Source organism: Citrobacter sp. C5_2, from assembly GCF_014596845.2.
Lineage (GTDB): Bacteria > Pseudomonadota > Gammaproteobacteria > Enterobacterales > Enterobacteriaceae > Citrobacter > Citrobacter werkmanii.
Map to the genome: position 1 here is coordinate 2,833,664 of NZ_CP115032.1, position 24,486 is coordinate 2,858,149.

General features: G+C 48.2%; 19 protein-coding genes and 1 other RNA gene. 12 read left to right on the top strand and 8 right to left on the bottom strand.

Annotation, left to right across the window (positions count from 1 at the left end; all coding sequences use genetic code 11):
• Positions 1-16: 16 nt before the first annotated feature.
• The 3 genes from sufB to ICA20_RS13905 all read right to left on the bottom strand — a co-directional run bounded on the left by sufB (position 17) and on the right by ICA20_RS13905 (position 5,795).
• The gene (sufB, locus tag ICA20_RS13895) at positions 17-1,504 is read right to left on the bottom strand and encodes a Fe-S cluster assembly protein SufB (protein ID WP_038640262.1); all 1,488 of its coding nucleotides are present in this window, start codon (positions 1,502-1,504) and stop codon (positions 17-19) included.
• Positions 1,505-1,512: 8 nt separating this feature from the next.
• Positions 1,513-1,881 carry a Fe-S cluster assembly scaffold SufA gene (gene sufA, locus ICA20_RS13900; RefSeq protein WP_038640259.1) on the bottom strand — a complete coding sequence of 123 codons (369 nt, stop codon included), beginning with the start codon at positions 1,879-1,881 and terminating at the stop codon, positions 1,513-1,515.
• A gap of 401 nt (positions 1,882-2,282) precedes the next feature.
• Positions 2,283-5,795, bottom strand: coding sequence for an autotransporter outer membrane beta-barrel domain-containing protein (locus tag ICA20_RS13905; protein ID WP_080700406.1), 3,513 nt, complete (start codon positions 5,793-5,795; stop codon positions 2,283-2,285).
• A gap of 956 nt (positions 5,796-6,751) precedes the next feature.
• Between ICA20_RS13905 and ICA20_RS13910 the strand changes: the two genes are divergently transcribed.
• Positions 6,752-7,372, top strand: coding sequence for a helix-turn-helix domain-containing protein (locus tag ICA20_RS13910; protein WP_038640254.1), 621 nt, complete (start codon positions 6,752-6,754; stop codon positions 7,370-7,372).
• Positions 7,373-7,377: 5 nt separating this feature from the next.
• Entirely contained in the window at positions 7,378-7,974 is a 597-nt protein-coding gene (locus tag ICA20_RS13915) for a hypothetical protein (protein ID WP_038640252.1), read from the top strand.
• Between the two features lie 238 nt (positions 7,975-8,212).
• Here the strand turns inward: ICA20_RS13915 and ICA20_RS13920 are convergent, their stop codons facing one another.
• A complete protein-coding gene (locus ICA20_RS13920) occupies positions 8,213-9,100 on the bottom strand; it encodes a LysR family transcriptional regulator (RefSeq protein WP_038640250.1) in 888 nt (295 codons plus the stop codon).
• Positions 9,101-9,222: 122 nt separating this feature from the next.
• Between ICA20_RS13920 and ICA20_RS13925 the strand changes: the two genes are divergently transcribed.
• The gene (locus ICA20_RS13925) at positions 9,223-10,074 is read left to right on the top strand and encodes a Vmh family MBL fold metallo-hydrolase (RefSeq protein ID WP_038640249.1); all 852 of its coding nucleotides are present in this window, start codon (positions 9,223-9,225) and stop codon (positions 10,072-10,074) included.
• 67 nt (positions 10,075-10,141) lie between these two features.
• On the opposite strand, the gene ICA20_RS13930 is transcribed toward ICA20_RS13925, so the two are convergent.
• The 3 genes from ICA20_RS13930 to ICA20_RS13940 all read right to left on the bottom strand — a co-directional run bounded on the left by ICA20_RS13930 (position 10,142) and on the right by ICA20_RS13940 (position 13,871).
• A complete protein-coding gene (locus tag ICA20_RS13930) occupies positions 10,142-10,330 on the bottom strand; it encodes a YdiH family protein (protein ID WP_029139522.1) in 189 nt (62 codons plus the stop codon).
• Positions 10,331-10,407: 77 nt separating this feature from the next.
• Complete coding sequence (gene menI / locus ICA20_RS13935; protein ID WP_038640247.1) at positions 10,408-10,818, bottom strand: 1,4-dihydroxy-2-naphthoyl-CoA hydrolase; 411 nt, start codon at positions 10,816-10,818, stop codon at positions 10,408-10,410.
• Positions 10,815-13,871 carry an FAD-binding and (Fe-S)-binding domain-containing protein gene (locus ICA20_RS13940; protein WP_085049443.1) on the bottom strand — a complete coding sequence of 1,019 codons (3,057 nt, stop codon included), beginning with the start codon at positions 13,869-13,871 and terminating at the stop codon, positions 10,815-10,817. The genes menI and ICA20_RS13940 overlap by 4 nt, the downstream gene beginning before the upstream one ends.
• A 213-nt stretch (positions 13,872-14,084) precedes the next feature.
• Here ICA20_RS13940 and ydiK point away from each other — a divergent pair, with 213 nt between their 5' ends.
• From ydiK to ICA20_RS13985, 9 genes are all read left to right on the top strand, one after another.
• The gene (ydiK, locus tag ICA20_RS13945; RefSeq protein ID WP_038640243.1) at positions 14,085-15,185 is read left to right on the top strand and encodes an AI-2E family transporter YdiK; all 1,101 of its coding nucleotides are present in this window, start codon (positions 14,085-14,087) and stop codon (positions 15,183-15,185) included.
• A gap of 184 nt (positions 15,186-15,369) precedes the next feature.
• Positions 15,370-15,477, top strand: an RNA gene (gene rprA / locus ICA20_RS13950) — antisense sRNA RprA.
• Between the two features lie 158 nt (positions 15,478-15,635).
• Positions 15,636-15,992: a YdiL family protein gene (locus ICA20_RS13955; RefSeq protein WP_038640241.1), complete on the top strand. Its 357-nt coding sequence runs from the start codon at positions 15,636-15,638 to the stop codon at positions 15,990-15,992.
• A 48-nt stretch (positions 15,993-16,040) separates the two neighbouring features.
• Positions 16,041-17,261, top strand: coding sequence for an MFS transporter (locus tag ICA20_RS13960; protein WP_038640240.1), 1,221 nt, complete (start codon positions 16,041-16,043; stop codon positions 17,259-17,261).
• A gap of 238 nt (positions 17,262-17,499) precedes the next feature.
• Positions 17,500-18,735, top strand: a complete 1,236-nt coding sequence (locus ICA20_RS13965; RefSeq protein ID WP_038640238.1) for an MFS transporter — start codon at positions 17,500-17,502, stop codon at positions 18,733-18,735.
• Positions 18,736-18,756: 21 nt separating this feature from the next.
• Positions 18,757-19,623, top strand: a complete 867-nt coding sequence (gene ydiB, locus ICA20_RS13970) for a quinate/shikimate dehydrogenase (protein ID WP_038640236.1) — start codon at positions 18,757-18,759, stop codon at positions 19,621-19,623.
• 36 nt (positions 19,624-19,659) lie between these two features.
• The gene (aroD, locus tag ICA20_RS13975) at positions 19,660-20,418 is read left to right on the top strand and encodes a type I 3-dehydroquinate dehydratase (protein ID WP_038640234.1); all 759 of its coding nucleotides are present in this window, start codon (positions 19,660-19,662) and stop codon (positions 20,416-20,418) included.
• Between the two features lie 157 nt (positions 20,419-20,575).
• Positions 20,576-22,171: an acyl CoA:acetate/3-ketoacid CoA transferase gene (locus tag ICA20_RS13980; RefSeq protein WP_038640232.1), complete on the top strand. Its 1,596-nt coding sequence runs from the start codon at positions 20,576-20,578 to the stop codon at positions 22,169-22,171.
• A gap of 13 nt (positions 22,172-22,184) precedes the next feature.
• A complete protein-coding gene (locus ICA20_RS13985) occupies positions 22,185-23,336 on the top strand; it encodes an acyl-CoA dehydrogenase (protein WP_038640230.1) in 1,152 nt (383 codons plus the stop codon).
• 54 nt (positions 23,337-23,390) lie between these two features.
• Here the strand turns inward: ICA20_RS13985 and ICA20_RS13990 are convergent, their stop codons facing one another.
• On the bottom strand, positions 23,391-24,281 hold the full coding sequence (locus ICA20_RS13990) for an AraC family transcriptional regulator (protein WP_038640228.1): 891 nt from the start codon (positions 24,279-24,281) through the stop codon (positions 23,391-23,393).
• Positions 24,282-24,486: the final 205 nt, after the last annotated feature.

Here is a 24,486-nt window from a genome sequence, read left to right on the forward strand (position 1 = left end):
GTGCTTTCCTTAAATTTTAACCGACGCTGTGTTCAAGACTTATGGCGAGAAGTTTTTGCGCTTCCACCGCAAATTCCAGCGGCAGTTCAGAGAACACGTCTTTACAGAAACCGTTGACGATCATCGAAATGGCATCCTCTTCGCTGATGCCGCGTTGCAGACAGTAAAACAGCTGGTCTTCACCGATGCGTGACGTCGTGGCTTCGTGCTCAAGCTGGGCGCTGTTGTTTCGACACTCGACATACGGGAAGGTATGCGCCCCGCAGTCCGCCCCGATCAACATGGAGTCGCATTGGGTATAGTTACGCGCGTTGGTGGCGGTCGGCATGATTTTTACCAGGCCGCGATAGCTGTTCTGACTCTGACCGGCGGAGATCCCTTTCGAGATGATGGTCGATTTGGTGTTCTTGCCAATGTGGATCATCTTGGTGCCGGTATCGGCCTGCTGGTGACCGCTGGTCAGCGCGACGGAGTAGAATTCACCGATAGAGTTATCGCCACGCAGAATGCAGCTTGGGTATTTCCAGGTAATGGCCGAGCCGGTTTCCGACTGCGTCCACGACATTTTGCTGTTTTCGCCTTCGCACAGCGCGCGCTTGGTGACGAAGTTCAAAATGCCGCCGGTATTACCATCACCGGGGAACCAGTTTTGCACCGTCGAGTATTTCACTTCAGCATCTTTATGGATGATAACTTCCACCACCGCCGCATGTAGCTGGTAGCTGTCGCGTACCGGAGCTGAACAACCTTCGATATAACTGACGTAGCTGCCCTCATCCGCAATCAGAATAGTGCGTTCAAACTGCCCGGTCTTTTCGGCATTAATCCGGAAGTAGGTCGAGAGTTCCATGGGACAACGCACGCCTTTCGGCACATAAATAAAGGTGCCATCAGATGCCACTGCGGCATTCAGCGCGGCGAAGAAATTATCATTACCCGGAACGACGGTTCCCAGATACTGTTTCACCAGCTCGGGATGGTCATGAATCGCCTCACCGAACGAACAGAAAATAATGCCCTGCTCTGCCAGCTTGTCGCGATAGGTTGTCGCCACCGACACCGAGTCGAAAATAGCATCAACCGCCACCTCTTTTCCTTCACGAACCGGCACCCCTAGCTGTGCAAAGGCGTCTTCTACCTCTTTGCTTAAAAAGGCATTCGCCCCTGTTTGCTGAACAGCCCCCGGTTCAGAAGCACAGGTTTCATCACAATTGCCGCAGGACGGCGCAGAGTAATAGCTGTAATCCTGATAATTCAGCTTGTCGTAGTGCGCTTTGAGCCAGTGCGGCTCTTCCATGGTGAGCCATGCGTTAAAGGCATTCAGGCGAAACTCCAGCATCCAGTCGGGTTCATTACGTTTTGCCGAAATCGCGCGCACAACGTCTTCATTGATCCCTTTTGCCAGCTCATCGGTTTGCAGTTGGGTGAAGAAGCCCTCTTTATAATTGAGGTGCCCGCCAGCCCAGGTGTTGACATCATCAGTTGCTTCAGTATTACGAGACATAGTACCGCCTATACCCCAAAACTTTCGCCACAGCCGCATTCGTTCTGGGCTTTCGGGTTATGAAATTTAAATAACTGATTTAATCCTTCGCGTACGAAATCGACTTCCGTCCCGTCGATAAACGGCATCGCCTGTAACGGCACATAAAGTCTGGCGCCATCCGATTCATACAGCAGATCGTCTTTTTCCGGCTCACGGACGGTGTCCAGCACGTAGCCGAATCCCGCGCATCCGGTTTGTTTCACACCTAAACGCACGCCCAACATACCGGGTTGTTTTGCCACCAGTTCGCGGATGTGCGCCGCAGCTGCCGGTGTTAACGTCAAACCGCGCCATGCGAAATCGTCCGGGTTAAATGTTCCTGAATGCAATTCCATAGGGTTACCTCGAGTCATTAGCTTTCAAGCTATAACACCATGTTAGTGATAATGATTATCACTTCAACCCCTCAACAGCAGGGGCATTCGGGTTAATCGCCATTTTTTGGCTACTTTTAATAAGCATAGACCCTGCAGCGCGGGTTATCAGAGATGGATTGTTTTGTTCAATGCATTGATTAATAATGGATTATGAAAATCCAATCGTTCATGCAGGTCAAACGCCAAAAGATGTATAGGTAATACCTATTTAAGGGATTGCTTTTAAAATCTGAATAAAATCTGCAATTATTGTATAATCAGGGACTTAATATTTGCATATTACAAAACGTATTGATTTACAGGCATATTACTTACGTTAATAAAAAAGCGGTAAGCATAAACTTACCGCCCTTTAACTATTACCAGTTAACCCGAATTCCCAGGTTGCCAGCAAAACCATGCATATTACCTTCAAAATCATGCTGATATTTCATATCTGCATATAGTGAAGCATTTTTGGTAATATCACCGGTAAAACCACCGCCCACTTCATACCATTGATCTGAATAATCTTGATTAAATTTCACCGAGCTCACCGTTACATCTGGCGAACGACCAATATTAGTCAGGACATTTGCAGTTAAATATGGATGTGCTTTAGATGTTTTAACACTATCATAACCCAGACGTCCTCCGATACGAGCAAGGCCCGAGTTATCAGACGTTGATTTAACGTAGGCAACGCCATCGTTTGTCGCATCTAAGTGAAGGTATTGATACATAAGTTGAACTTGAGGTTCCAGATATAACCCATTGGCATATTTGAATGGCTTACCTGCCTCTACGGATAGAGTTATGCCATCACCATCTTGAGTGGCATCATTACCGTAAATACTATTATATTCATTACGATAGTGAGTATACTGAGCCACAGTATCTACATATACGTCATTTGAAAAATATGAGGTGTAATAAGCCCCTACACCGTAACCTTTGGAATTGATCTTACCTGTCGTTGTCGATCTGCCTTGATACATTCCACGAACAGAATCTTTAGCAGACGTGCTAACTTGTCCGAAAGTAGCAAATACGCCACTATGTACTCTGGTGCCATCTTCTTCAAAGTTGTTATAAAGATCGCCGCCAAGCTGAGCAAACCAGGTGTCGGCGTCATAGTTAAAACGATCTGCATTAGATTTTGTTTCACCGCCGCCAATACGTCCCCAGGCCCCCTGAGGCATATTACTTTCTTTCTTAATATTTTCCTGTTCACCGACCCTTTCATGCAAAGTACCAACGGTCTGATAGCCATACATACGGTTTAAGTACGGGGCGATAACGTAACCAGGTACTGATGGGTTATATGATGGTTCCGATGTTGGGGCCGGAGTCGGATTTGGAGTCGGCTCCGGAGTTGGGTTTGGCGTCGGATTTGGCGTCGGCTCAGGGGTTGGATTCGGCGTCGGCTCCTCGGTCGGTTCTGGGGTAGGCTCTAAAGTCGAGCGCAAATACCATCCATTTCCGGATTGGCCGCCGTTATACGCCAGGTATTCATAAGCGCCTGCGACAACAGGTTTTGATAGCGTTACCGAGCTCGTATCCTGGCCACTGATAGAAGCAAGTTTAATGCCATCGTTTACAGTGAGCGCCCCCGCTCCACCAATCTGATTGATATTAATCGTATGGTTACCGGCAGCATCACCATTAACTACAATTCTGTCAGAAACTGTATTAGCGTCGCCTTCATTAAGAACAGTATTAAAAGTTATCGTTCCATTATTTCCGGAGAATGAATTAGTCGTGATGGTCTTAACATCATTAACGCCACTGCTTTGAAAGTTAATCAAAGCACTATTTAAGGTAATAGCCGCAGAATTTGAATCGCCCGTCACATTCCACTGGCTTCCATTGGCAATGTTTAGATTTGTCATATCAACAGCTTTACCTGTCCAGACAGAGCCATTGTTAAGCGAAAGCGAAGCCGTCGATGATGAGGTATTAATTGCATCCCCCGACACAACAGAGTTAGCATCGGCATTGACTTCTAACGCCGCTGCCCCCGTGTTTTGAATAAACACGCCGTTATTAACGGTGGAATTAACCTCATTTAACTGGATGGTCCCATTGCCTTCTATAGCGTAGATAGACTCACCGGCAAGAGATGATAATTCACCGCCAGTCATTGAAAGCGTCGACACGCCGCGATTCTGCAAAATTGCCGGGCTTTGGATGCTATTAGTCGTATTTACTGTTGTATTAGTAAGAACGACATCCCCACCCTCAAGAGAAACACCTGGCGAATAGTTACCTTTCGTCTCTAACGCACTATCCGTGACGTTAATCTTGCCGCCAGATACCGCCCGTACCGCCGCTGAAATGTGATTCTCGGTAAGTATATTTGAGTTACTAATATTGGCGATGGCGCCATCCCTCGTCATAACGCCTGCAGCGGATGAATTTTTTGTGTTTATATTGCTATCAACAACGTTCAGGGTAGCCCCTTCTTTTATCGCGTATACACCAAGCGCCCCCACTCCAGCAGTTGAAATGTTAGTATTGGTGAGCGAGATGCTTGTCGGATTATTCAAATCACCGCTGCCATCTACATAGGCGCCATGAATGTTTGCACCTGTCGTGTTGATATTTATGGCATCTGTACCCTGGATTGAGACACTGCTTGCGGATGCAGCATAAATCGCAGATGTTGTGAAGATGGATGATGATGAATTCTTTTCGATGGTGCCAGTACCTGACAATGTGATTGTACTGCTGTCTGTAGCAGATATAGCAGAAGCATCATCGCCAGTACTCACAATATTGAACCGATCGCGAACGTCAACGTTACTATTATCTTGAGCAACTATCGCTGAAGAACCACTTCCGGTGGAATTAACACTTAACAGCCCCTGTGAGCTAACGTTGCCTGAACTCGTGGCATAGATGCCAAAAGATTCGTCGCCTGTCGTGTTGATTGAAACTCCATTGAGCTGTGAATCACCGCCAGCGATAACTGAAATACCGTTTGCAGTCGCCCCACTGGTCGCAATGGATGAATTTTGTATCACACCTGCACTATTGCTGCCGAGGAACTTAATACCATCGGCATCTGTCCCGGAGGTCGTTACGGTCGAGTCACTAAGTAAAAAATCATCCCCAACAAATACCCCATTTGCATTTGCACCCGATGTGGAGATAGCTAAGTTGCTTCCATGGACGGAAGTCCCCACTCCGTTAGCATCCATTGAGATACCATGCGCAGTATCGCCAACCGTTTTAATATTTAATTTAGAGGATGCGGTGCCATTAAGCTCGATACTGGCCCCATTTGATGCATTCACTGCAGACGAATTGACTCCTCCACCAGAAGGTAAAAGAGAGGATGTCTGAATCAAGCCTCCGGCATTAACAATTACACTGGTTCCGTTTCCGCTAGCTTCTATTGCGCTATATGGGCCATTGGCAGATGCATCGTTGTTAGCCGTTACGTTTAACGTCCCGGCGGAAACATTAACTTTGCCGCCGTTTAAGGCATATATTCCATACGAACTTCCATTTGCTGTGATGTTAAGGTCCCCCTGGCTTGTTACCGAAGAACCTGTACCATCCACTTTAATTCCGGATGAATCGCCGCCAGAAGTCGTAATAGTTGAAACGCCGTTGAGATTAACCGTCCCGCCAGATTGAGCAAGAACGCCCTCAGAGTTACCTCCGGTCGTGACAATATTTAATGCCCCGGGCGAGGTAATTGTTCCTGCATTCAAAGCAAATAACTCTGGAGTATCAGAAGTACTGCTTGACGATGAATAGCCTGCAAGCACATTAGTTGATGTGTTATCGGCTATCGTTTGCGCCTTAGCGATCTCAGTTGATGTTGAGAATAGAAGACCAATCATTATTGATACTTTTGATAACCTGGTGTTTAAGCAAGACATCGACGCTCCTTAATTCCCATATCTCTAAAACCCCACTACGTTTTGCAGTGAAGTTCATTTTCTTAAGAGGTGTAATTACTTGAACGATCCTGGAGAATAGTAATAGCTCATGGCATAACTAAGTTATGTATAGCCCCATGATTTAGAAACATCAAGTTACACAGTTTTACGCCACGAGTATACCCTGGTTATTAAAGCTATCAATTTCCAACCAGCATGAAAAATCCTAAACTTTCTAATGCGGCAAATAGGTTCAGATTTAATATCCTGTTGTTTTATATCTATTACTTTCCTTTACATCCTTATCCTTGTCGTCCTGTTTTCGTTTTTATCTTGTCCTGACATACATAACAGACACCGTAACTAACATTTCTTTTACCGGCAGACCAGATATATATTAACCATTTGATATATATGAAATTCCCCAGCCCACCGCTAACCGCACATTCCTGTTTATAACGATGCAGTCGCGAACAGGATCGTCGTCAATAAGTAATACGTTTGAAATTCTGCAGGCATTACGGCGCATTGCAACGTAACTCCCGATTTAATAACGGAATAAATTATTTCTCGCTTAACGAATTGCCTCTCGCCCCTCTAGTTATGTAAATTTATATAAAGAGAAGATTCAAATGACACAATCAGGAATAGAACACATAAGCCCCCTGTGGATATATAATTCATAAAATAGATAGAGGGTAGAACATTAAACCAGACATAAACGCAAAACCAAGATTAAAATATCAAAAAAACGGACCAGTACAAATGCTTGAACCACAAAACGACCTTATATTACATAATAATTTCATTTAATTTCATTAAGTTACCATTTCAATGTGGAATTAATTATTTTCCCATATTGCAAGGAAAGTATTCCCCATGTGAATATACTTACATCGTGAGTGCTCATTGAACATTGATACTAAAATTCCACTTTTATGATGAGAATCCTGCGTATGATGAAGCCAAATGATGAAATGAAGTTAATTATCTCCAAATGGTTATCATCCGGTGCCGCGCGTATCATCATAAAAAGCGAAATTGGAATTGAGCGTACTTTAGGCGTTAAGCCGAATAATACTGACTTCGTCTTTCTGACTGAAGGAGCGATGGATATCAGGAGAACAATGGACGACCTGGTATTCTGTACTGCGCTTGCGCCCTATATTATGAGCGGGACCGACCATCCTGAAAGTGAAGCGTACTTTTATGGTGAGATACGGGCTCATTCAGTAGCATATCGGATTAAAAAAGAAACCGCATTGAATTTAGTGGAAAAGTTCAATTTATTCAAACAATTGTGGATAGTTGAAAAGTATAAATCTCAAGCCATATGGCGCAGAGATGCCAACCTCAATGGCGCATCAGTTAAAGTGGCAATCGGAGAGCTGATTACCGTTCTTAGTATGCTCCCACCAGAGTTTAGAAAATCAATCTCTGTTTATAAATTTCTTCAGGAAAGAACAAAGTATTCAAAAAGTACAATAATGCGTGTCGTAAACCATTACAGAGATAATGGCCAACTAGATATTAAAAATGGAATACTTATTGAATGGATTCCTAAAGAAAAAGGATAAACACTATGGGATTTCATATACATACTTACTGTGCCTATACCCGGCAGGGGGTTTTGGGCCTCATTGATGAAATATTTGAAACTTCACAACCCGATGAGGTCATTCATATTTTCGATCTCATCGAAAACCCACATCCAATCTTACTATTAAATAAAATAAAAAATTACATGCGGATTACATTAGATGAACCGCAGAAAATAATAGCTATATGCAATAAACAGACAGCAGATTTTCTGCGTAAATTCAGCATACTATGCATTACACCGACAGAATCAATATTAAACTGGGTGGATATTCTAAAAAAAGCAAAGGCGTATACTAAGTGGTCTGTAGCCAGCATTCCAGAACTGGAGCATCATTACGCTTCAAAGCCTCTGACAAATAAGGATTTTTTTATTCTTGAGCATTTGTGTCATGGTTATTCATTTTCTGAAATCTCTGAACTAAGTGGTTTGAATGCAAAGATAGTTTATGCCAGACTCAGTAAAATTAAATGTGAATTTAACTTAGAAAGGAATAACATCCATCTCGCTTACACTTTTATTTTAGAGTCAAGAACAAACTATTTTCATTGTGGCAGACAGTCCAATTATCATCTTTAAAGGCACATAGAAATTAAGCGCTTACAGTCTCAGCAGCAATGCATTATTATGCGGAACAGTGCAAATAACAAAAAAACCCTTAAGTCTGCTTGCTGGCAGGCTTAAGGGTTCCGGCCCCATCCGGCGCTTATCTCCGGCACTCGTAATGGCTTAGCTCTTGAAGGGGCATAAGAATAATCTCACTCCCGGATAAGTTTTGTTTAACACAAATTGCGGTTTGATTGTTTTTTGAGCGCAGTCAATGACATAATTCGCGCGTTGTTTCACTAATTGCGTCTAACAACAAGCGTAACCCCGCAGGCTGATGCTCACGAGAAAGATACAACCCGTATATTGGCAGGCGTTTAGGCTGTAGCTCTGGCAGTAACCGAACTAACTTTCCCTGCGCCAACCCTTCTCGCGCTTCCGGCTCCGGTACCAGCGCAATGCCCATACCCGCCAGCGCCGACTCACAGAGCAGCGAAGAGATCCCGGCGCTCAAATTCCCTTTGATCGCAACAGAAACCGTCTGCCCTTGTACATCGAGAAAGTGCCAGGATTTTCCGGCAAAGCCGCTGTAATAGAGGCAGTTATGCTGCGTAAGATCGTCGAGCGTTTCAGGGGTGCCATGTTGATGCAGATAATCGACAGACGCACACAGCACGGATTCACAGTCCCCCAATCGACGGGCGATGGTCCCAGGCTCGGGGGTATCCGTAATGCGGATCGCCACATCGATGCGTTCCCCGACCAGACTTACCGGTTGATTATTAATCTCAACCTCAATGCGCAGTTGCGGATACCGCGCCAGAAAAGTGGGCAGCACCGGAGCAAGAATGTGCATCGCGGTATAGTGCGCGCAAGCGACACGTAGCGTACCGGAAGGTATTTGCGCGGCACTGGCGGCAGCAATATCCAGCGAAAGTTGCGCCAGAGAACGCGTTTTCACTAATGCCTCTTCTCCGGCTGGCGTGATCGTCAGGCGACGCGACGACCGATGGATAAGCCTTGCCCCCGCCCATTTTTCCATTTCGTCGAGGTAACGACTAACCATCGGTCTGGAAAGCCCCAGCGCTCGCGCGGCGGCGCTTAAGCTGCCCAAATCACAGATATGGTTGAATACCGTTGCCGCCATTACTCTGTCCATTGCATCCCATCCGATCGTTTTAAGAAACTCAGCATACCCTGATACAGGAATTCTAACAGATGCAAATATCCTTAAAATACGCGAACTATCAAAAGACAATTTCCTGCACAAGGTTACCTGGTATGAATGTTAAAACTCTGGCTCTGCTGTTACCCCTGTTCTCCTCTTCACTCTTTGCCGCCCCGCTCCAGCTGGACGTCTACAACCCGCAGGATAAGTCTATTTTCCCGGTCTCCTCGACGCTGGTTTCAGGACCGAAAGAGGCGATTTTGTTTGATGCGCAGTTCAGCACCAAAGATGGTGAACAACTGGTACAGATGATTCGCGCCAGCGGTAAGACGCTGAAAGCCATCGTAATCACCTCCGGCGATCCGGATTTCTATTTCGGTCTGCAGCCCCTCGTCAACGCCTTCCCACAGGTAAAAGTGCTGGCAACACCGCATGTGGTTGAGCATATCCGCGCCACGAAAGAGGTCAAACTGCAGTTCTGGGGCCCGCAAATGAAGGACGGCGCGCCAACATCACTCACCGTGCCGCAAGCCACCACACAAAGGCGTTTCACGGTTGATGGCGAAACGCTGGAACTTCGCCATCCCGACGATTATGCGGCGTATGTCTGGATCCCGGCGAACCGCGCAATCATTGGCGGTACCGGCGTGGCTTCGGGTATTCATGTCTGGACGGCGGATACGCAGTCTGCTGAACAGCGTTCCGCGTGGCGCAATGTGTTAAGCGAGATGCAGAACTTACAGCCCGCTCAGGTGGTTCCGGGGCATTACATTGGCGAACGCCCGACAGGCGATAAAGCGATTCGCTTCACCCGGGACTATTTGCAGTCATTTGAGCAGGCGTTAAGCGCGAATAAAGGTTCAGCTTACGTGATTAAAACCATGACGGCGGCATGGCCAGGTCTGGCGGACGCCAGCTCTCTGGAGCTAAGCGCGAAGGTCAATACCGGTGAGATGAAGTGGTAAACAAGATTTAACGCCAAAAATAACCCCGAACGCATGTCGGGGTTACATTACAATAAGCATACCGGAATCAATGAACGCCCATGCGCCAGGCAAAATAGATCTCTTCTTTCAGTTCAGTTGAAGAGAGCGTCAATAAATCCGCAAACTCCAGCTCAAGCTGTTTCAGTCTTTTCAGGTACTGAGCCGGTGAAAGATCGGTTTTATCACGACGTAAAAACTCTATTGCCAGTTGGGCCGGGTCTAATTGGGTAGACATATCATCCTCGCTTGTGTTCAAAACCTGCACAGTATAACACCATTCACTGCGCAGATAATGACCAAAAGCAATATGCATCACAAAATAGCGGTCGTCAGACGCGATGTGCAACACAATCGCCCTTGCTCATCGAAGATTTCGATTTGCCATACCTGATGGCGAGAGCCGGTATGAATGGCGCTACACACGCCTCTGACACGCCCTTCCCGCGCAGAGCGAACATGGTTGGCATTAACCTCAAGGCCCACCACTTTTTGCTCTCCCTGAGCGCACAGGTAACCGGCCACTGAACCCATGCTTTCCGCCAACACCACCGATGCACCGCCATGTAGTAAACCAAAAGGTTGTTTGGTGCGATGGTCCACCGGCATTGTGGCCTCCAGGGTATCGTCGCCAATATGTTCAAAGCGAATGTCGAGCAACCCCACCATATTTCCTTCACCCATGGCATTGAGCGCCTCAAGAGTGACTTCACGTTTCCAGATCATCCTATAATCTCCAGCAGTGCCTGTAATGGATGGCGAACGCCCGTGCCTTCAACGCGTTTAACCTGGCTACGACAGGAATATCCGGTAGCCAGACAACGATTTCGCGGCAGTCGTTGCATTGCCTGGTGCCATGATAGCTCATAGATCCCCAGTGAGTTCTGGTGATTTTTCACTTCGTGCCCATAAGTGCCAGCCATGCCGCAGCATCCCACGCTGACGTTCTCCAGCCTGGCGCCAAAACGGGCAAAAATAGCTGCCCACTGCGCAGGCGCGCCTGGCAGGGCCGTCACTTCGGTACAATGACCAAAGAAATACCACGGCTCACCGGCAATAGCAGCTGGCTGCTGTGACGCCACAACGGTAGATAACCATTCGTTGACCAGCAATACATGGAAATCCCCCCTCTGTTCTCCAAGCGCCAGCTTGTATTCATCGCGATAACAGAGCACCAACGCCGGATCAACGCCCACCATTGGAATATTCAGCTTCGCCACCCGGTTGAGAAACTCAGATGTCTTTTTCGCTGTTTTGGCAAAACGGTTTAAAAAGCCTTTAATGTGCTGCGCTTTGCCGTTTGGCGAGAACGGCAGCAGTACCGGCTGTAAGCCCAGTTTTTCTACCAGACGGATAAAATCAGCCACCACCTGCGCATCGTAATAGCTGGTGAACGGATCCTGTACCACCAGCACCATACGGGCTTTTTGTTCCGGGCTGAGTAATTCGAGCTGCTCCAGTGTCATGTTCGCAGAACGATGACCAACCAACTGACGTTGCAGCGACGGCGCAGACAACAACGGTAAATCCACCATACCGATGTGCTTTTTAGCCAGATTACGCACCAGCGGCTGATTGATGAAGAAATTAAACGTTTTGGGCGCACGCGCCATGAGCGGCGCATAACTCTCAACGGTCGCCACCATATGATCGCGCAACGGTCGCAGATAACGCGTGTGGTACAGTTGCAGGAAGCGCGAGCGGAACTCCGGTACATCAATTTTAATCGGACATTGCGTGGAACAGGCTTTACACGCCAGACAACCGGACATCGCCTCTTTGACTTCATGCGAGAAATCGTATTCGCCCTTACGCGCATGCCAGCTGTTACGGGTGCGGGCAATCAGTGTGCGTAAACTGGCGCGTTTTTCCGGCAGCTCTTTTTCCAGCTGTATCGGGTCAATTCCGCGATCCGCCAACAGACGCAGCCATTCACGTACCAGCGTGGCACGGCCTTTCGGCGAGTGGATTCGGTTGAGGCTGATTTTCATCGACGGGCACATGGGGCTTTTCGCATCAAAGTTAAAGCATAACCCGTTGCCGTTACACTCCATTGCTCCACGCCACTCTTGCCGCACCGCCAGTGGGATCTGTCGGTCATAAGTCCCGCGCTTGACGGCATCCACTTTCATCATTGGCGCGTCAACGTCTTCCGGTGGACAGATTTTCCCCGGGTTCAGCCGGTTTTGCGGATCAAATACCGACTTCACTTTGCGCAATTCGCGATACAGTTCGTCACCGAAAAACGCCGGACTGTATTCTGCACGAAAACCTTTCCCGTGTTCGCCCCACAGCAAACCACCATATTTTGCCGTCAGCGCGACCACATCGTCAGAAATGCGTTTCATCAGCACTTCTTGCTGCGGATCACACATGTCCAGCGCCGGTCTGACGTGCAGTACGCCGGCATCCACGTGACCAAACATGCCATAACTCAGACCGTGGCTGTCGAGCAGCGCACGGAACTCGGCAATGTAGTCAGCCAGATGCTCCGGTGGAACGCAGGTATCTTCAGCGAACGGAATAGGCTTCGCGGAACCTTTCGCGTTTCCCAGCAAACCGACGGCTTTTTTACGCATGGCGTAAATGCGCTCCACGCCCGCGAGCTCAGTACACAGCTGCCAACCAATGACACCGGCTTCCTGACGGGCAATTAAGCCGTCCAGGCGTTCGCACAGCGCCCTGACCTGAGCATCAATCAATGCTTCATCGTCACCCGCAAATTCGACGATATTCAGGCCCAGCATTTCTTTATCCGGTACGTCGGTAATCAACTCACTTACCGAATGCCAGACGATATCTTCCCGCGCCAGATTAAGCACTTTGGAGTCAACGGTTTCTACCGAGAGTGCGCGCGCTTCCACCATAACCGGGGCGTTACGCAATGCTGAATCAAACGAGTCATACTTGACGTTGACCAACTGCCTGACTTTGGGCAACGGTGTGATATCCAGGCGCGCTTCGGTAATAAACGCCAGCGTACCTTCTGAACCGGTAAGAATGCGGGTTAAATCAAACTCGGTCATCTCGTCGTTGAAGACGTGTCGGAGATCGTAACCAGTAAGGAAGCGATTGAGTTTGGGGAATTTATCAAGAATAAGCTGCCGATTATCACGACACCGCTCATACACCGTCTTATAGATGCGGCCAATAGTGGTATTGCTGTTGCCCAGCGTTTGGGCGAGTTCGACCGGCATTGGCTGAGTATCAAGAATATCGCCGCCCATCAGCACCGCGCGGATACCCAGCACGTGATCGGAGGTTTTACCGTAAACCAACGAACCTTGTCCGGATGCGTCGGTATTGATCATCCCGCCCAACGTTGCCCGGTTACTGGTGGATAATTCCGGGGCAAAGAAATAGCCGTAAGGCTTCAGAAACTGGTTGAGCTGATCTTTGATTACCCCGGCTTCGACCCGCACCCAACCTTCCTGCGGGTTGATTTCAATAATGCGACTCATATAACGGGACATATCAACAATAATGCCCTGATTCAGCGCCTGACCGTTCGTCCCGGTACCGCCGCCGCGCGGGGTAAAAATCAACGACGAAAAAAGAGGTTCAGCCGCCAGACGGGCGATCAGCGCCACATCTGCCGTTGAACGCGGGAAAACCACAGCATCAGGAAGCAACTGATAGATACTGTTATCCGTCGACATTGTCAGCCGATCGGCGTAGCTCGTTGCCGTATCGCCCGTGAATCCTTGCTGCTCCAGCGCCTGCAAAAAATTGAGCACCAGTTGAACGACACCTGGCGCCTGAGAAATTTGTGGAATCATTATAGTGACCCTTTCCTGCGGTCTGTGTTGTGAATTTAATCGTTTGCGTGTTGCTTTGTTTGTTGTATCACATTTTTTTCTAATACGCTCAGCAGATTTACAGGCAGAATCCGCCTGTTCAAAACCGCTGAAATTGCTCATCATTACAGGGTGTGATTTAAGTGTTCACGTCGCGTCAACGTTCTGACGCAAAGACAAAGGTGAAAAGTATTTATGGTAAATTTTCGTCAGCCCAGGGATATTGCACAAGTGCTGCTAACGGTGCTGTTTTTAGCCATCATGATTGTGGCCTGTCTCTGGATTGTGCAGCCCTTTATCCTCGGTTTTGCATGGGCGGGTACGGTGGTTATCGCAACCTGGCCTATCCTGTTACGCTTGCAAAAACTGCTGTGGGGACGCCGTTCACTGGCGGTGCTGGTAATGACCCTGCTGTTGGTAATGCTGTTTATCATTCCTATTGCGCTGCTGGTTAATAGCATTGTTGATGGCAGCGGACCGTTGATCCATGCCGTCACCGCTGGCGATATGACGCTGCCGGATCTGGCGTGGTTGAACAGCATTCCGTTGGTGGGAGCCAAAATGTATGGCGCATGGCACAGCCTGCTGGATATGGGCGGCGCAGCCATTATGGCCAAAGTTCGGCCCTATGTCGGCGCCACAACGACCTGGTTTGTCGGTCAGGCTGCGCATATTGGTCGCTTTATGATGCATTGTGGCCTGATGCTGCTATTCAGCGCCCTGCTGTACTGGCGTGGTGAACAGGTGGCGTTAGGGATCCGTCATTTCGCGTGTCGACTGGCATCTAAACGCGGTGATGCCGCCATTCTGCTGGCGGCTCAGGCCATTCGCGCTGTTGCGTTAGGTGTTGTGGTTACGGCTCTGGTACAGGCGGTCCTCGGTGGCATTGGTCTGGCGGTAACCGGCGTGCCGTATGCGACGCTGCTGGCAGTATTAATGATCCTCTCCTGCCTGGTACAACTGGGGCCGCTGCCGGTGCTGGTCCCGGCCATTATCTGGTTGTACTGGACCGGGGATTCAACCTGGGGCACCGTGCTGCTGGTGTGGAGCGGTGTGGTCGGAACGCTGGATAACGTCATTCGCCCAATGTTGATTCGTATGGGCGCCGATTTGCCGCTGCTCCTTATCCTTTCTGGCGTCATCGGTGGATTAATTGCATTCGGCATGATTGGTCTGTTTATCGGCCCGGTAGTCCTGGCTGTGTCCTGGCGTCTGTTCTCTGCCTGGGTGAATGAAGCGCCTGCGCCGGGGAGCGATCCGGACGAACTCCTCGCAGAAATTGAAAGCAATAAGTAATCCAACGTCAGGCGGCATTGCCGCCTGATTGTTTAGCAATGTTAATCTATCCCGTCCCGGTACTGAGTTAAACCGAACGGTACTCTCCTCGCAGCACTCATTTATGTCGCAAATTCTTTACAGTTTTTAAACTATTGAGATGAATCTGATCGACGCGAAAAATCAGTATGCCTACTATTAGCTCAAGGCTGTAGATCAACACATTGATTTATAAGCATGGAATTCCCCTGAGTGAAACAACGAATTGCTGTGTGTAGTCTTTGCCCATCTCCCACGATGGGCTTTTTTTTGTCCTTCACTCACCTCCGCACTCGACTGGCTGCAAAACTCAGTACCTCTTCCCTGCTATACAACAAATAATATTGCACAAGATACTGTGACTCTCTTCAAGCCGAAATATCCACAGCAATGCTATTACTATTCCACCGTCTTTTATGAGGTGATCAAATAATGAACGCATTGGAACTGCAGGCTATCCGCCATATTTTTGCTATGACGGTGGAAGAAAGCGCGATGTATATCTCGCGTGATAATAATGTTGCCGCATGGCAACAATGGGAAAATGGCGAAAGGGAAATCCCGGAGTACATCGCGCACATTTGTAAAGAAATGAAAGCCAGACGGAAAGTAAGAATTAATGCAGTTATCGACAAAATTAATAACCGCATTGGTAATAACACTATGCGTTTTTTCCCCGATCTGAACTCATTTCAGACGGTTTATCACCACAACGATTTCCTCGACTGGAAAATCTATCAATCGGCTGCTGTTGAGCTCTACGCTCACGACCTTGAGCGTTTGTGTTAAGCATTTACAACGCCATACCAATTTAGCCTCTTCGCTGAGTAACACATTATGAAAAACACCTATTTCTCCACTGCGATAGGGCTGTACTTTAATTACCTGGTCCACGGCATGGGGGTCATTCTGATGAGCCTCAATATGTCTTCGCTTGAACACCAGTGGCAAACCAACGCCGCGGGCGTCTCGATCGTTATTTCCTCGCTGGGCATCGGTCGTTTAAGTGTCTTATTAATGGCTGGCATGCTCTCCGACCGCTATGGCCGCCGACCGTTTATTATTTTCGGCATGATCTGCTACCTGATTTTCTTTGTTGGCATCATCAATACGCATAGTATTTTTATCGCCTATGCCTTTGGCTTTCTGGCGGGAATGGCCAACAGTTTTCTCGATGCCGGAACCTATCCCAGCCTGATGGAGGCGTTTCCCCGATCGCCCAGTACAGCCAATATATTAATAAAAGCCTTCGTCTCCAGCGGCCAGTTTCTGCTACCTATGATTATCAGTTTGTTGGTGTGGGCCGAGCTTTGGTTTGGCTGGTCCTTCCTGCTGGCGGCCGCCATTATGATAATCAACGGCGTGTTTTTGTTTCGCTGTCGTTTCCCGGCGCATCCAGGAAATCAAACTTCCATCAAGGCATTACCTGCTAAACGGGAAACCCAACAATCTGAACATCGTTGTTCGATTCTCGATCTTGCCTGTTACACTCTGTATGGCTATATCGCCATGGCGACATTTTATCTGGTAAGCCAGTGGCTGGCGCAGTACGGACAGTTTGTTGCTGGCATGCCTTATACGTTATCTATCAAATTGTTAAGCATTTACACCTGCGGCTCTTTATTGTGTGTATTGATTACTGCGCCACTGGCGCGCAAAGCGGAACGCGCGACATTGTTGTTGATGCTGTACACCTTTATTTCATTTATTGCGCTGCTGGTGGTTTGCCTGCACCCGACACCCTACGTGGTTATCACCTTTGCGTTTGTCATTGGATTTTCTTCAGCCGGAGGCGTGGTGCAAATCGGTTTAACGCTAATGGCGGCACGCTTTCCACATGCAAAGGGTAAAGCGACCGGCATTTACTACAGCGCGGGCAGCATTGCGACTTTCACCATTCCGCTGATCACAGCAAGAATCTCTGAGACCAGCATTGCTCATATCATGTGGTTTGATGCCGGTATCGCCGCTGTCGGTTTCCTGTTGGCGCTGTTTATTGGGTATCGCAGCCGCGCCGCATTAAAACATCAACTAAAAATGGCGACGGTCGCAGAATAACGAGGATGCAATATTGTTCATCCCTTCTGCAACATAATTGGCTGCCCTTTTAAATTATCAGCAAAAAGTCATCAGGAAGAATTAAATTCACAGTTTAAGATGCAAAATACCTGGTAAGTTAAACGCCATGCTATGTAGGTAATGTGTCTACTGAACGGTATATTAAGCACAAGGTCGCCGAAATTTAAAAATATCGTCAAGCACGAAATAATTTTAAAATCCGCAAGGAGTTGTGAAAATGTCTCAAAACAAGACCTTTAACACGCCATTTCTTCTGGCGATAATCTGTATTTATTTAAGTTATTTTCTCCACGGCATTAGCGTCATTACGCTGGCGCAAAATATGACGTCTCTCGCAGAAAAGTTCTCCACCGACAATGCCGGGATTGCCTATTTAATTTCAGGCATTGGTTTGGGGCGACTGGTGAGTATTTTATTCTTTGGTGTGCTCTCAGATAAGTTTGGCCGCCGGGCGATCATTCTGTTAGGCGCTATTCTGTATATGCTGTTTTTCTTCGGTATTCCCGCCAGCCCTAATCTGCTGATTGCCTTTATTCTGGCTGTTTGCGTTGGCGTGGCTAACTCGGCGCTGGATACCGGTGGCTATCCGGCATTAATGGAATGCTTCCCCAAAGCATCAGGATCGGCTGTTATCCTGGTTAAAGCGATGGTCTCGTTCGGGCAGATGCTCTACCCCATTGTCGTCAGCACCATGCTGCTCAACCATATCTGGTACGGCTATGCGGTCATTATCCCTGGCGTACTGTTCGTCGTTATTACCCTGATGCTGTTAAAAAGCCGCTTTCCCAGCCAGATGGTGGATGCCGGTATCGCTAAAGAGCTGCCACAGATGAACAGCAAACCGTTGGTCTGGCTGGAAGGCGTCGCTTCCGTGATGTTCGGTGTCGCGGCGTTTTCAACCTTTTACGTCATCGTGGTCTGGATGCCGAAATACGCCATGGCGTTTGCCGGCATGGCGGAAGCCGACGCCCTGAAAACGATCTCTTACTACAGTATGGGATCGTTGGTCTGCGTATTTATTTTTGCCGCCCTGCTGAAGAAAATGGTTCGACCGATATGGGCAAATGTGTTTAACGCCGCACTGGCAACCATCACCGCAGCGGTCATCTATTTATATCCCTCTCCGCTAGTGTGTAACGCCGGTTCATTTCTGATTGGTTTCTCTGCCGCTGGCGGTATTTTACAGCTTGGCGTCTCGGTGATGTCAGAGTTTTTCCCCAGGAGCAAAGCCAAAGTCACCAGTGTTTATATGATGATGGGTGGCGTAGCCAATTTTATTATCCCATTAATCACCGGATACCTTTCTAACATTGGCCTGCAATACATCATTTTGCTGGACTTTGCATTTGCTCTGCTGGCCTTCATCACCGCCATCATCGTCTTTATTCGTTACTACCGCGTATTTGATATTCCCAAAAATGATGTGCGGTTGGGCGAACGTTATTTTCAATAAATTGTTTAGAAGGAGTATCAAATGGACGTAACTGCTAAATATGAACTGATTGGCTTAATGGCCTACCCTATCAGACATAGTCTGTCACCAGAAATGCAAAACAAGGCATTAGAAAAAGCGGGACTACCTTTTACCTACATGGCATTTGAAGTCGATAACTCAACGTTTGCCAATGCCATTGCCGGACTGAAAGCGTTGAAGATGCGTGGCACCGGGGTCTCTATGCCCAATAAGCAGTTGGCATGTGAATATGTTGATGAATTGACCCCTGCGGCCAAACTGGTCGGCGCAATCAATACCATCGTGAACGATGATGGTTACCTGCGCGGTTACAATACCGATGGCACCGGTCATATTCGCGCCATTAAAGAAAGCGGCTTCGATATTAAAGGTAAAACCATGGTACTGTTGGGTGCGGGCGGCGCATCGACAGCCATTGGCGCGCAGGCGGCCATTGAAGGCATCAAAGAAATTAAGCTGTTTAACCGTAAAGATGAATTCTTTGAAAAGGCGCAGGCATTCGCCAAACGCGTCAATGAAAACACCGATTGCGTCGTGACCGTTATCGATCTCGCCGATCGGCAAGCATTTGCCGATGCCCTCGCCAGCGCGGATATTCTGACCAACGGCACAAAAGTCGGCATGAAGCCGCTGGACAACGAATCTCTCGTGACCGACGTTTCCCTGCTGCGCCCGGACCTGCTGGTGACGGAATGCGTTTATAACCCGCATATGACCAAATTATTGCAACAGGCGCAACTTGCGGGTTGCAAAACAATTGATGGTTACGGCATGTTGTTATGGCAAGGGGCTGAACAGTTCAAACTCTGGACCGGGAAAGATTTCCCACTGGAGTATGTGAAACAGGTTATGGGTTTTGCAGCCTGACGGGCACGCATTTGTAATATATTTAAAGGGTAATCAATGAAAACCGTAACCGTAAGAAACCTCGTGATTGGCGAGGGTGCGCCGAAGATCATTGTCTCGCTGATGGGTAAAGACATCGCCACGGTAAAAAGCGAAGCGCTGGCCTATCGCGAAGAGGATTTCGACATTCTGGAATGGCGCGTTGACCATTTCAGCGATGTCTCTTCCACAGATGCCGTGCTGGAAGCGGCTCGCGCCATCCGCGATGTGATAGCGGACAAACCGCTACTTTTCACCTTCCGCAGCGCCAAAGAAGGCGGTGAACAGGCACTGTCTGTCGAAAACTATATTGCACTTAACCGTGCAGCAGTAGACAGCGGTCTGGTGGATATGATCGACCTGGAGCTTTTCACCGGTGATGAGCTGGTTAAAGCGACCGTCGAACATGCCCACGCGAAAAATGTCAGCGTGATTATGTCGAATCATGATTTCCATAAGACACCAGCCGCAGAAGAGATCATCCAGCGTCTGCGTAAAATGCAGGAACTTGGCGCGGATATTCCTAAAATCGCCCTGATGCCGCAAAACAAAACGGATGTGCTGACACTGTTGGGCGCTACGCTGGAAATGCAAGAGCGCTATGCGGACCGGCCGATAATTACCATGTCGATGGCTAAAACTGGGGTGATTTCACGTCTCTCCGGCGAGGTTTTCGGTTCAGCAGCCACCTTTGGCGCCGTGAAAAAAGCGTCGGCCCCGGGACAAATTTCGGTCGCCGATCTGCGTACTGTATTAACAATATTGCATCAGGCTTAATAGCAGAATATATCCACATCACTATTAGCAATGCCCTGCCCCAGATATTCGCTTAACCACGAATATCTGGCTGGCAGCTAAGCCTGATTAAATTAACTCACAATATTATTGTCGACTATAGCGACAGGTAGTCGCACGCATATAATCTGGAGTTTATATGAAATTTCCAAGACCAAACCGTATCGATGGTCGGGTACCTGTATTATCCGCAGCAGAAGCCATTAATTATATTCCTGATGAAGCAACCCTCTGCGTATTAGGCGCAGGCGGCGGTATTCTTGAGGCAACCACATTAATTAATGCATTGGCAGAAAAATACAAAAACACGCAATCACCACGTAATTTATCATTAATTAGCCCAACGGGATTGGGTGACCGTGCCGACCGTGGAATCAGCCCGCTGGCGCAGGAAGGTTTAGTCAAATGGGCGCTCTGCGGCCACTGGGGACAATCGCCACGAATCTCCGACCTGGCGGAGCAGAATAAAATCGCCGCCTATAACTATCCTCAGGGCGTATTGACCCAAGCCCTGCGAGCATCAGCAGCACACCAGCCTGGCATTCTGAGTGATATCGGCATCGGTACGTTTGTCGATCCTCGCCAACAGGGCGGCAAACTGAATGAGGTGACGACCGAAGATCTGATCAAACTGGTGGAAATCGATAACAAAGAGTACCTCTATTACAAAGCCATTGCGCCAAACATCGCTTTTATTCGCGCCACGACCTGCGATAGCGAAGGCTACGCCACCTTTGAAGATGAAGTGATGTATCTCGATGCGCTGGTGATTGCTCAGGCCGTACACAACAACGGCGGCATCGTCATGATGCAGGTGCAAAAAATGGTGAAGAAAGCCACGTTGCATCCGAAAGCGGTGCGTATTCCGGGCTATCTGGTCGATATTGTGGTCATCGACCCCGACCAAACGCAACTGTACGGTGGCGCGCCGGTTAACCGTTTTATTTCCGGCGATTTTGTCCTCGATGACAGCCAGCAAACAGCCCTGCCGCTTAACCAGCGTAAACTGGTGGCCAGACGCGCGCTGTTCGAAATGCGTAAAGGCGCGGTCGGCAACGTTGGCGTGGGCATCGCCGACGGGATTGGCCTTGTCGCACGCGAAGAAGGTTGTGCCGACGATTTTATTCTGACGGTAGAAACCGGCCCGATTGGCGGCATTACGTCTCAGGGCATCGCGTTTGGCGCCAACGTCAACACCCGCGCCATTCTGGATATGACCTCCCAGTTTGACTTCTACCACGGCGGCGGGCTGGATGTGTGTTATTTAAGTTTTGCTGAAGTGGATCGGCACGGCAATGTCGGCGTACATAAATTCAATGGCAAAATCATGGGCACCGGCGGTTTTATCGATATTAGCGCCACCTCCAGGAAAATTATTTTTTGCGGCACGTTAACTGCCGGAAGTTTGAAAACGGAAGTTGCCGACGGCAAGTTAAATATCGTGCAGGAAGGTCGGGTAAAAAAATTCGTTAACGAATTACCTGAAGTCACGTTCAGTGGAAAAATTGCCCTTGAGCGTGGTCTCGATGTGCGTTACATCACCGAACGCGCTGTATTTACGTTAAAAGAAGATGGCCTCCATTTAGTTGAAATTGCGCCAGGGGTCTCCTTGCAGGAAGACATTCTCGACAAAATGGACTTCATTCCGATTATTTCCCCAGACCTGAAACTGATGGACGAAAGATTATTTATCGATGCCTCGATGGGCTTTGTATTACCCGACGCAGCCAATTAAAAGGAGTACCCTGATGGATTTTTCATTAACTGAAGAACAAGAACTGTTGCTTGCCAGCATTCGCGAACTGATTACCAGCAATTTCCCGGAAGAGTATTTCCGCACCTGCGATCAGACGGCGACTTATCCGAAGGAATTTATGCGAGCCCTTGCGGACAACGGTATTTCGATGCTGGGCGTTCCGGAAGAGTTTGGCGGCATCCCGGCTGATTACGTCACCCAGATGCTGGCGCTGATGGAAGTGTCAAAATGTGGCGCGCCCGCATTTTTGATCACCAATGGTCAGTGCATCCACAGCATGCGACGTTTTGGCTCCGCCGAGCAGCTGCGTAAAACGGCAGAAAGCACCATGGAAACGGGCGATCCAGCGTATGCGCTGGCATTAACCGAACCGGGAGCAGGCTCCGACAATAACAGCGCCACCACCAGCTATACCCGCAAAAACGGCAAGGTGTATCTCAACGGGCAAAAAACATTTATCACCGGCGCTAAAGAGTATCCGTACATGCTGGTACTGGCTCGCGACCCGGAGCCGAAAGATCCGAAGAAAGCCTTTACGCTATGGTGGGTGGATTCAAAGAAACCTGGCATTAAGGTTAACCCACTGCATAAAATCGGCTGGCACATGTTAAGCACCTGCGAAGTCTATCTTGATAACGTTGAAGTGGACGAAAGCGATATGGTCGGCGAAGAAGGCATGGGCTTCCTTAATGTAATGTACAACTTTGAAATGGAACGCCTGATCAACGCCGCGCGCAGCACGGGTTTTGCCGAATGCGCCTTCGAAGATGCCGCTCGTTACGCTAACCAACGCATCGCATTTGGTAAGCCAATTGGTCATAACCAGATGATCCAGGAAAAACTGGCTCTGATGGCAATAAAAATCGAAAACATGCGTAATATGGTGCTGAAGGTCGCCTGGCAGGCCGATCAGGAACAGTCGCTGCGCACAAGTGCGGCGCTGGCAAAACTGTATTGTGCACGTACGGCAATGGAAGTGATTGACGACGCAATTCAGATTATGGGCGGACTGGGTTACACCGATGAAGCACGCGTATCCCGATTCTGGCGCGATGTCCGCTGTGAGCGCATTGGCGGTGGTACCGATGAAATCATGATTTACGTCGCGGGTCGCCAAATCCTGAAAGATTATCAAAATAAGTAAGCGGTATAACTGACCGGATAGCGCGGATGCGCTATCCGGGACGGTGCGGGGGAATCAGACTTCAGGCATCAGGCATTCTTGCTCAGCAAGGTTATTTTTAAACTGCCTACGATAATCGCTGGGAGTACATCCCACATGCCGCTGAAAAAGTTTGGCAAAATGATCGACGTTTTCATACCCTACCCGCCACGAAATTTCCGCCAACGAGGCCTCGGTATTAGTCAGGGAAAATTTTGCCTCCGTCATTCGTCGCTGAATAACATAATTGATGGGTGAAATACGATACTCCTTGGTAAATTCATGGCAGATATAGCTCACGCTGGCGCGGAATTTTTTAGATAACTGTTCGAGAGTGATTTTTTCGCGGAAATTGTTATTTAAATAGACCAGTACATCTTTAATTAAGACATCTTTTTTAATATATCCTTGTTCAGAGCGGTAAGCATTTTTAAAGTTTTCGTAATATAACACGGTTAATGCATACGCGAATGCGTCATAAGCGGAAGAAGTCAGGTTGTTCTTGCTCTGCGGGAGCATCACCCCCAGTTCATTAAAAATACTCTTAATAACCTCTTTACCCTGACTGACGTTAATGACCGGACACGAGTGCGTCTGCAATAGCTGATTATCCTGCCAGCCTTTAAACCGGAAACCGTAGAGCGCGCAGGTGTAAGTGGTAGCCGGTGCGCTGGTATCAGATGCAACCGCATGTAATCGCCCTTGTTCAATCACCACAATGTCCCCGGCATGCGCGACATACAGCGAAGAGTCGATGATTAATCTTGCAACCCCCTTTTTAACATAGATAAGCTCCGTTTCATTATCATGAACATGATGGCCGGATTCCCAGTTAGGATCATCGCTAATGACGAATCGGGAAAGTCTCGGCGTTTTCCCCTGCTCAAAAAGGGTCTCCATGGCATTATCAAAGCAGCGTTGATACATGACAACCTCCACCTAAAGGCAGTAATTTTGCGAATAATTAATATCAGAAAGCGAAAACAATAATGATGTTATACAACGTTATTCCTTGCTGGCGAAACAAAATTATTTGCGTCGACTGCAAGATGATACCTCCGGCTCTATCTCGCTGTTCTCTACGATTATTCCCGTTTTATAAAAACTGATAAGAGTAAATGTTATTAATTCA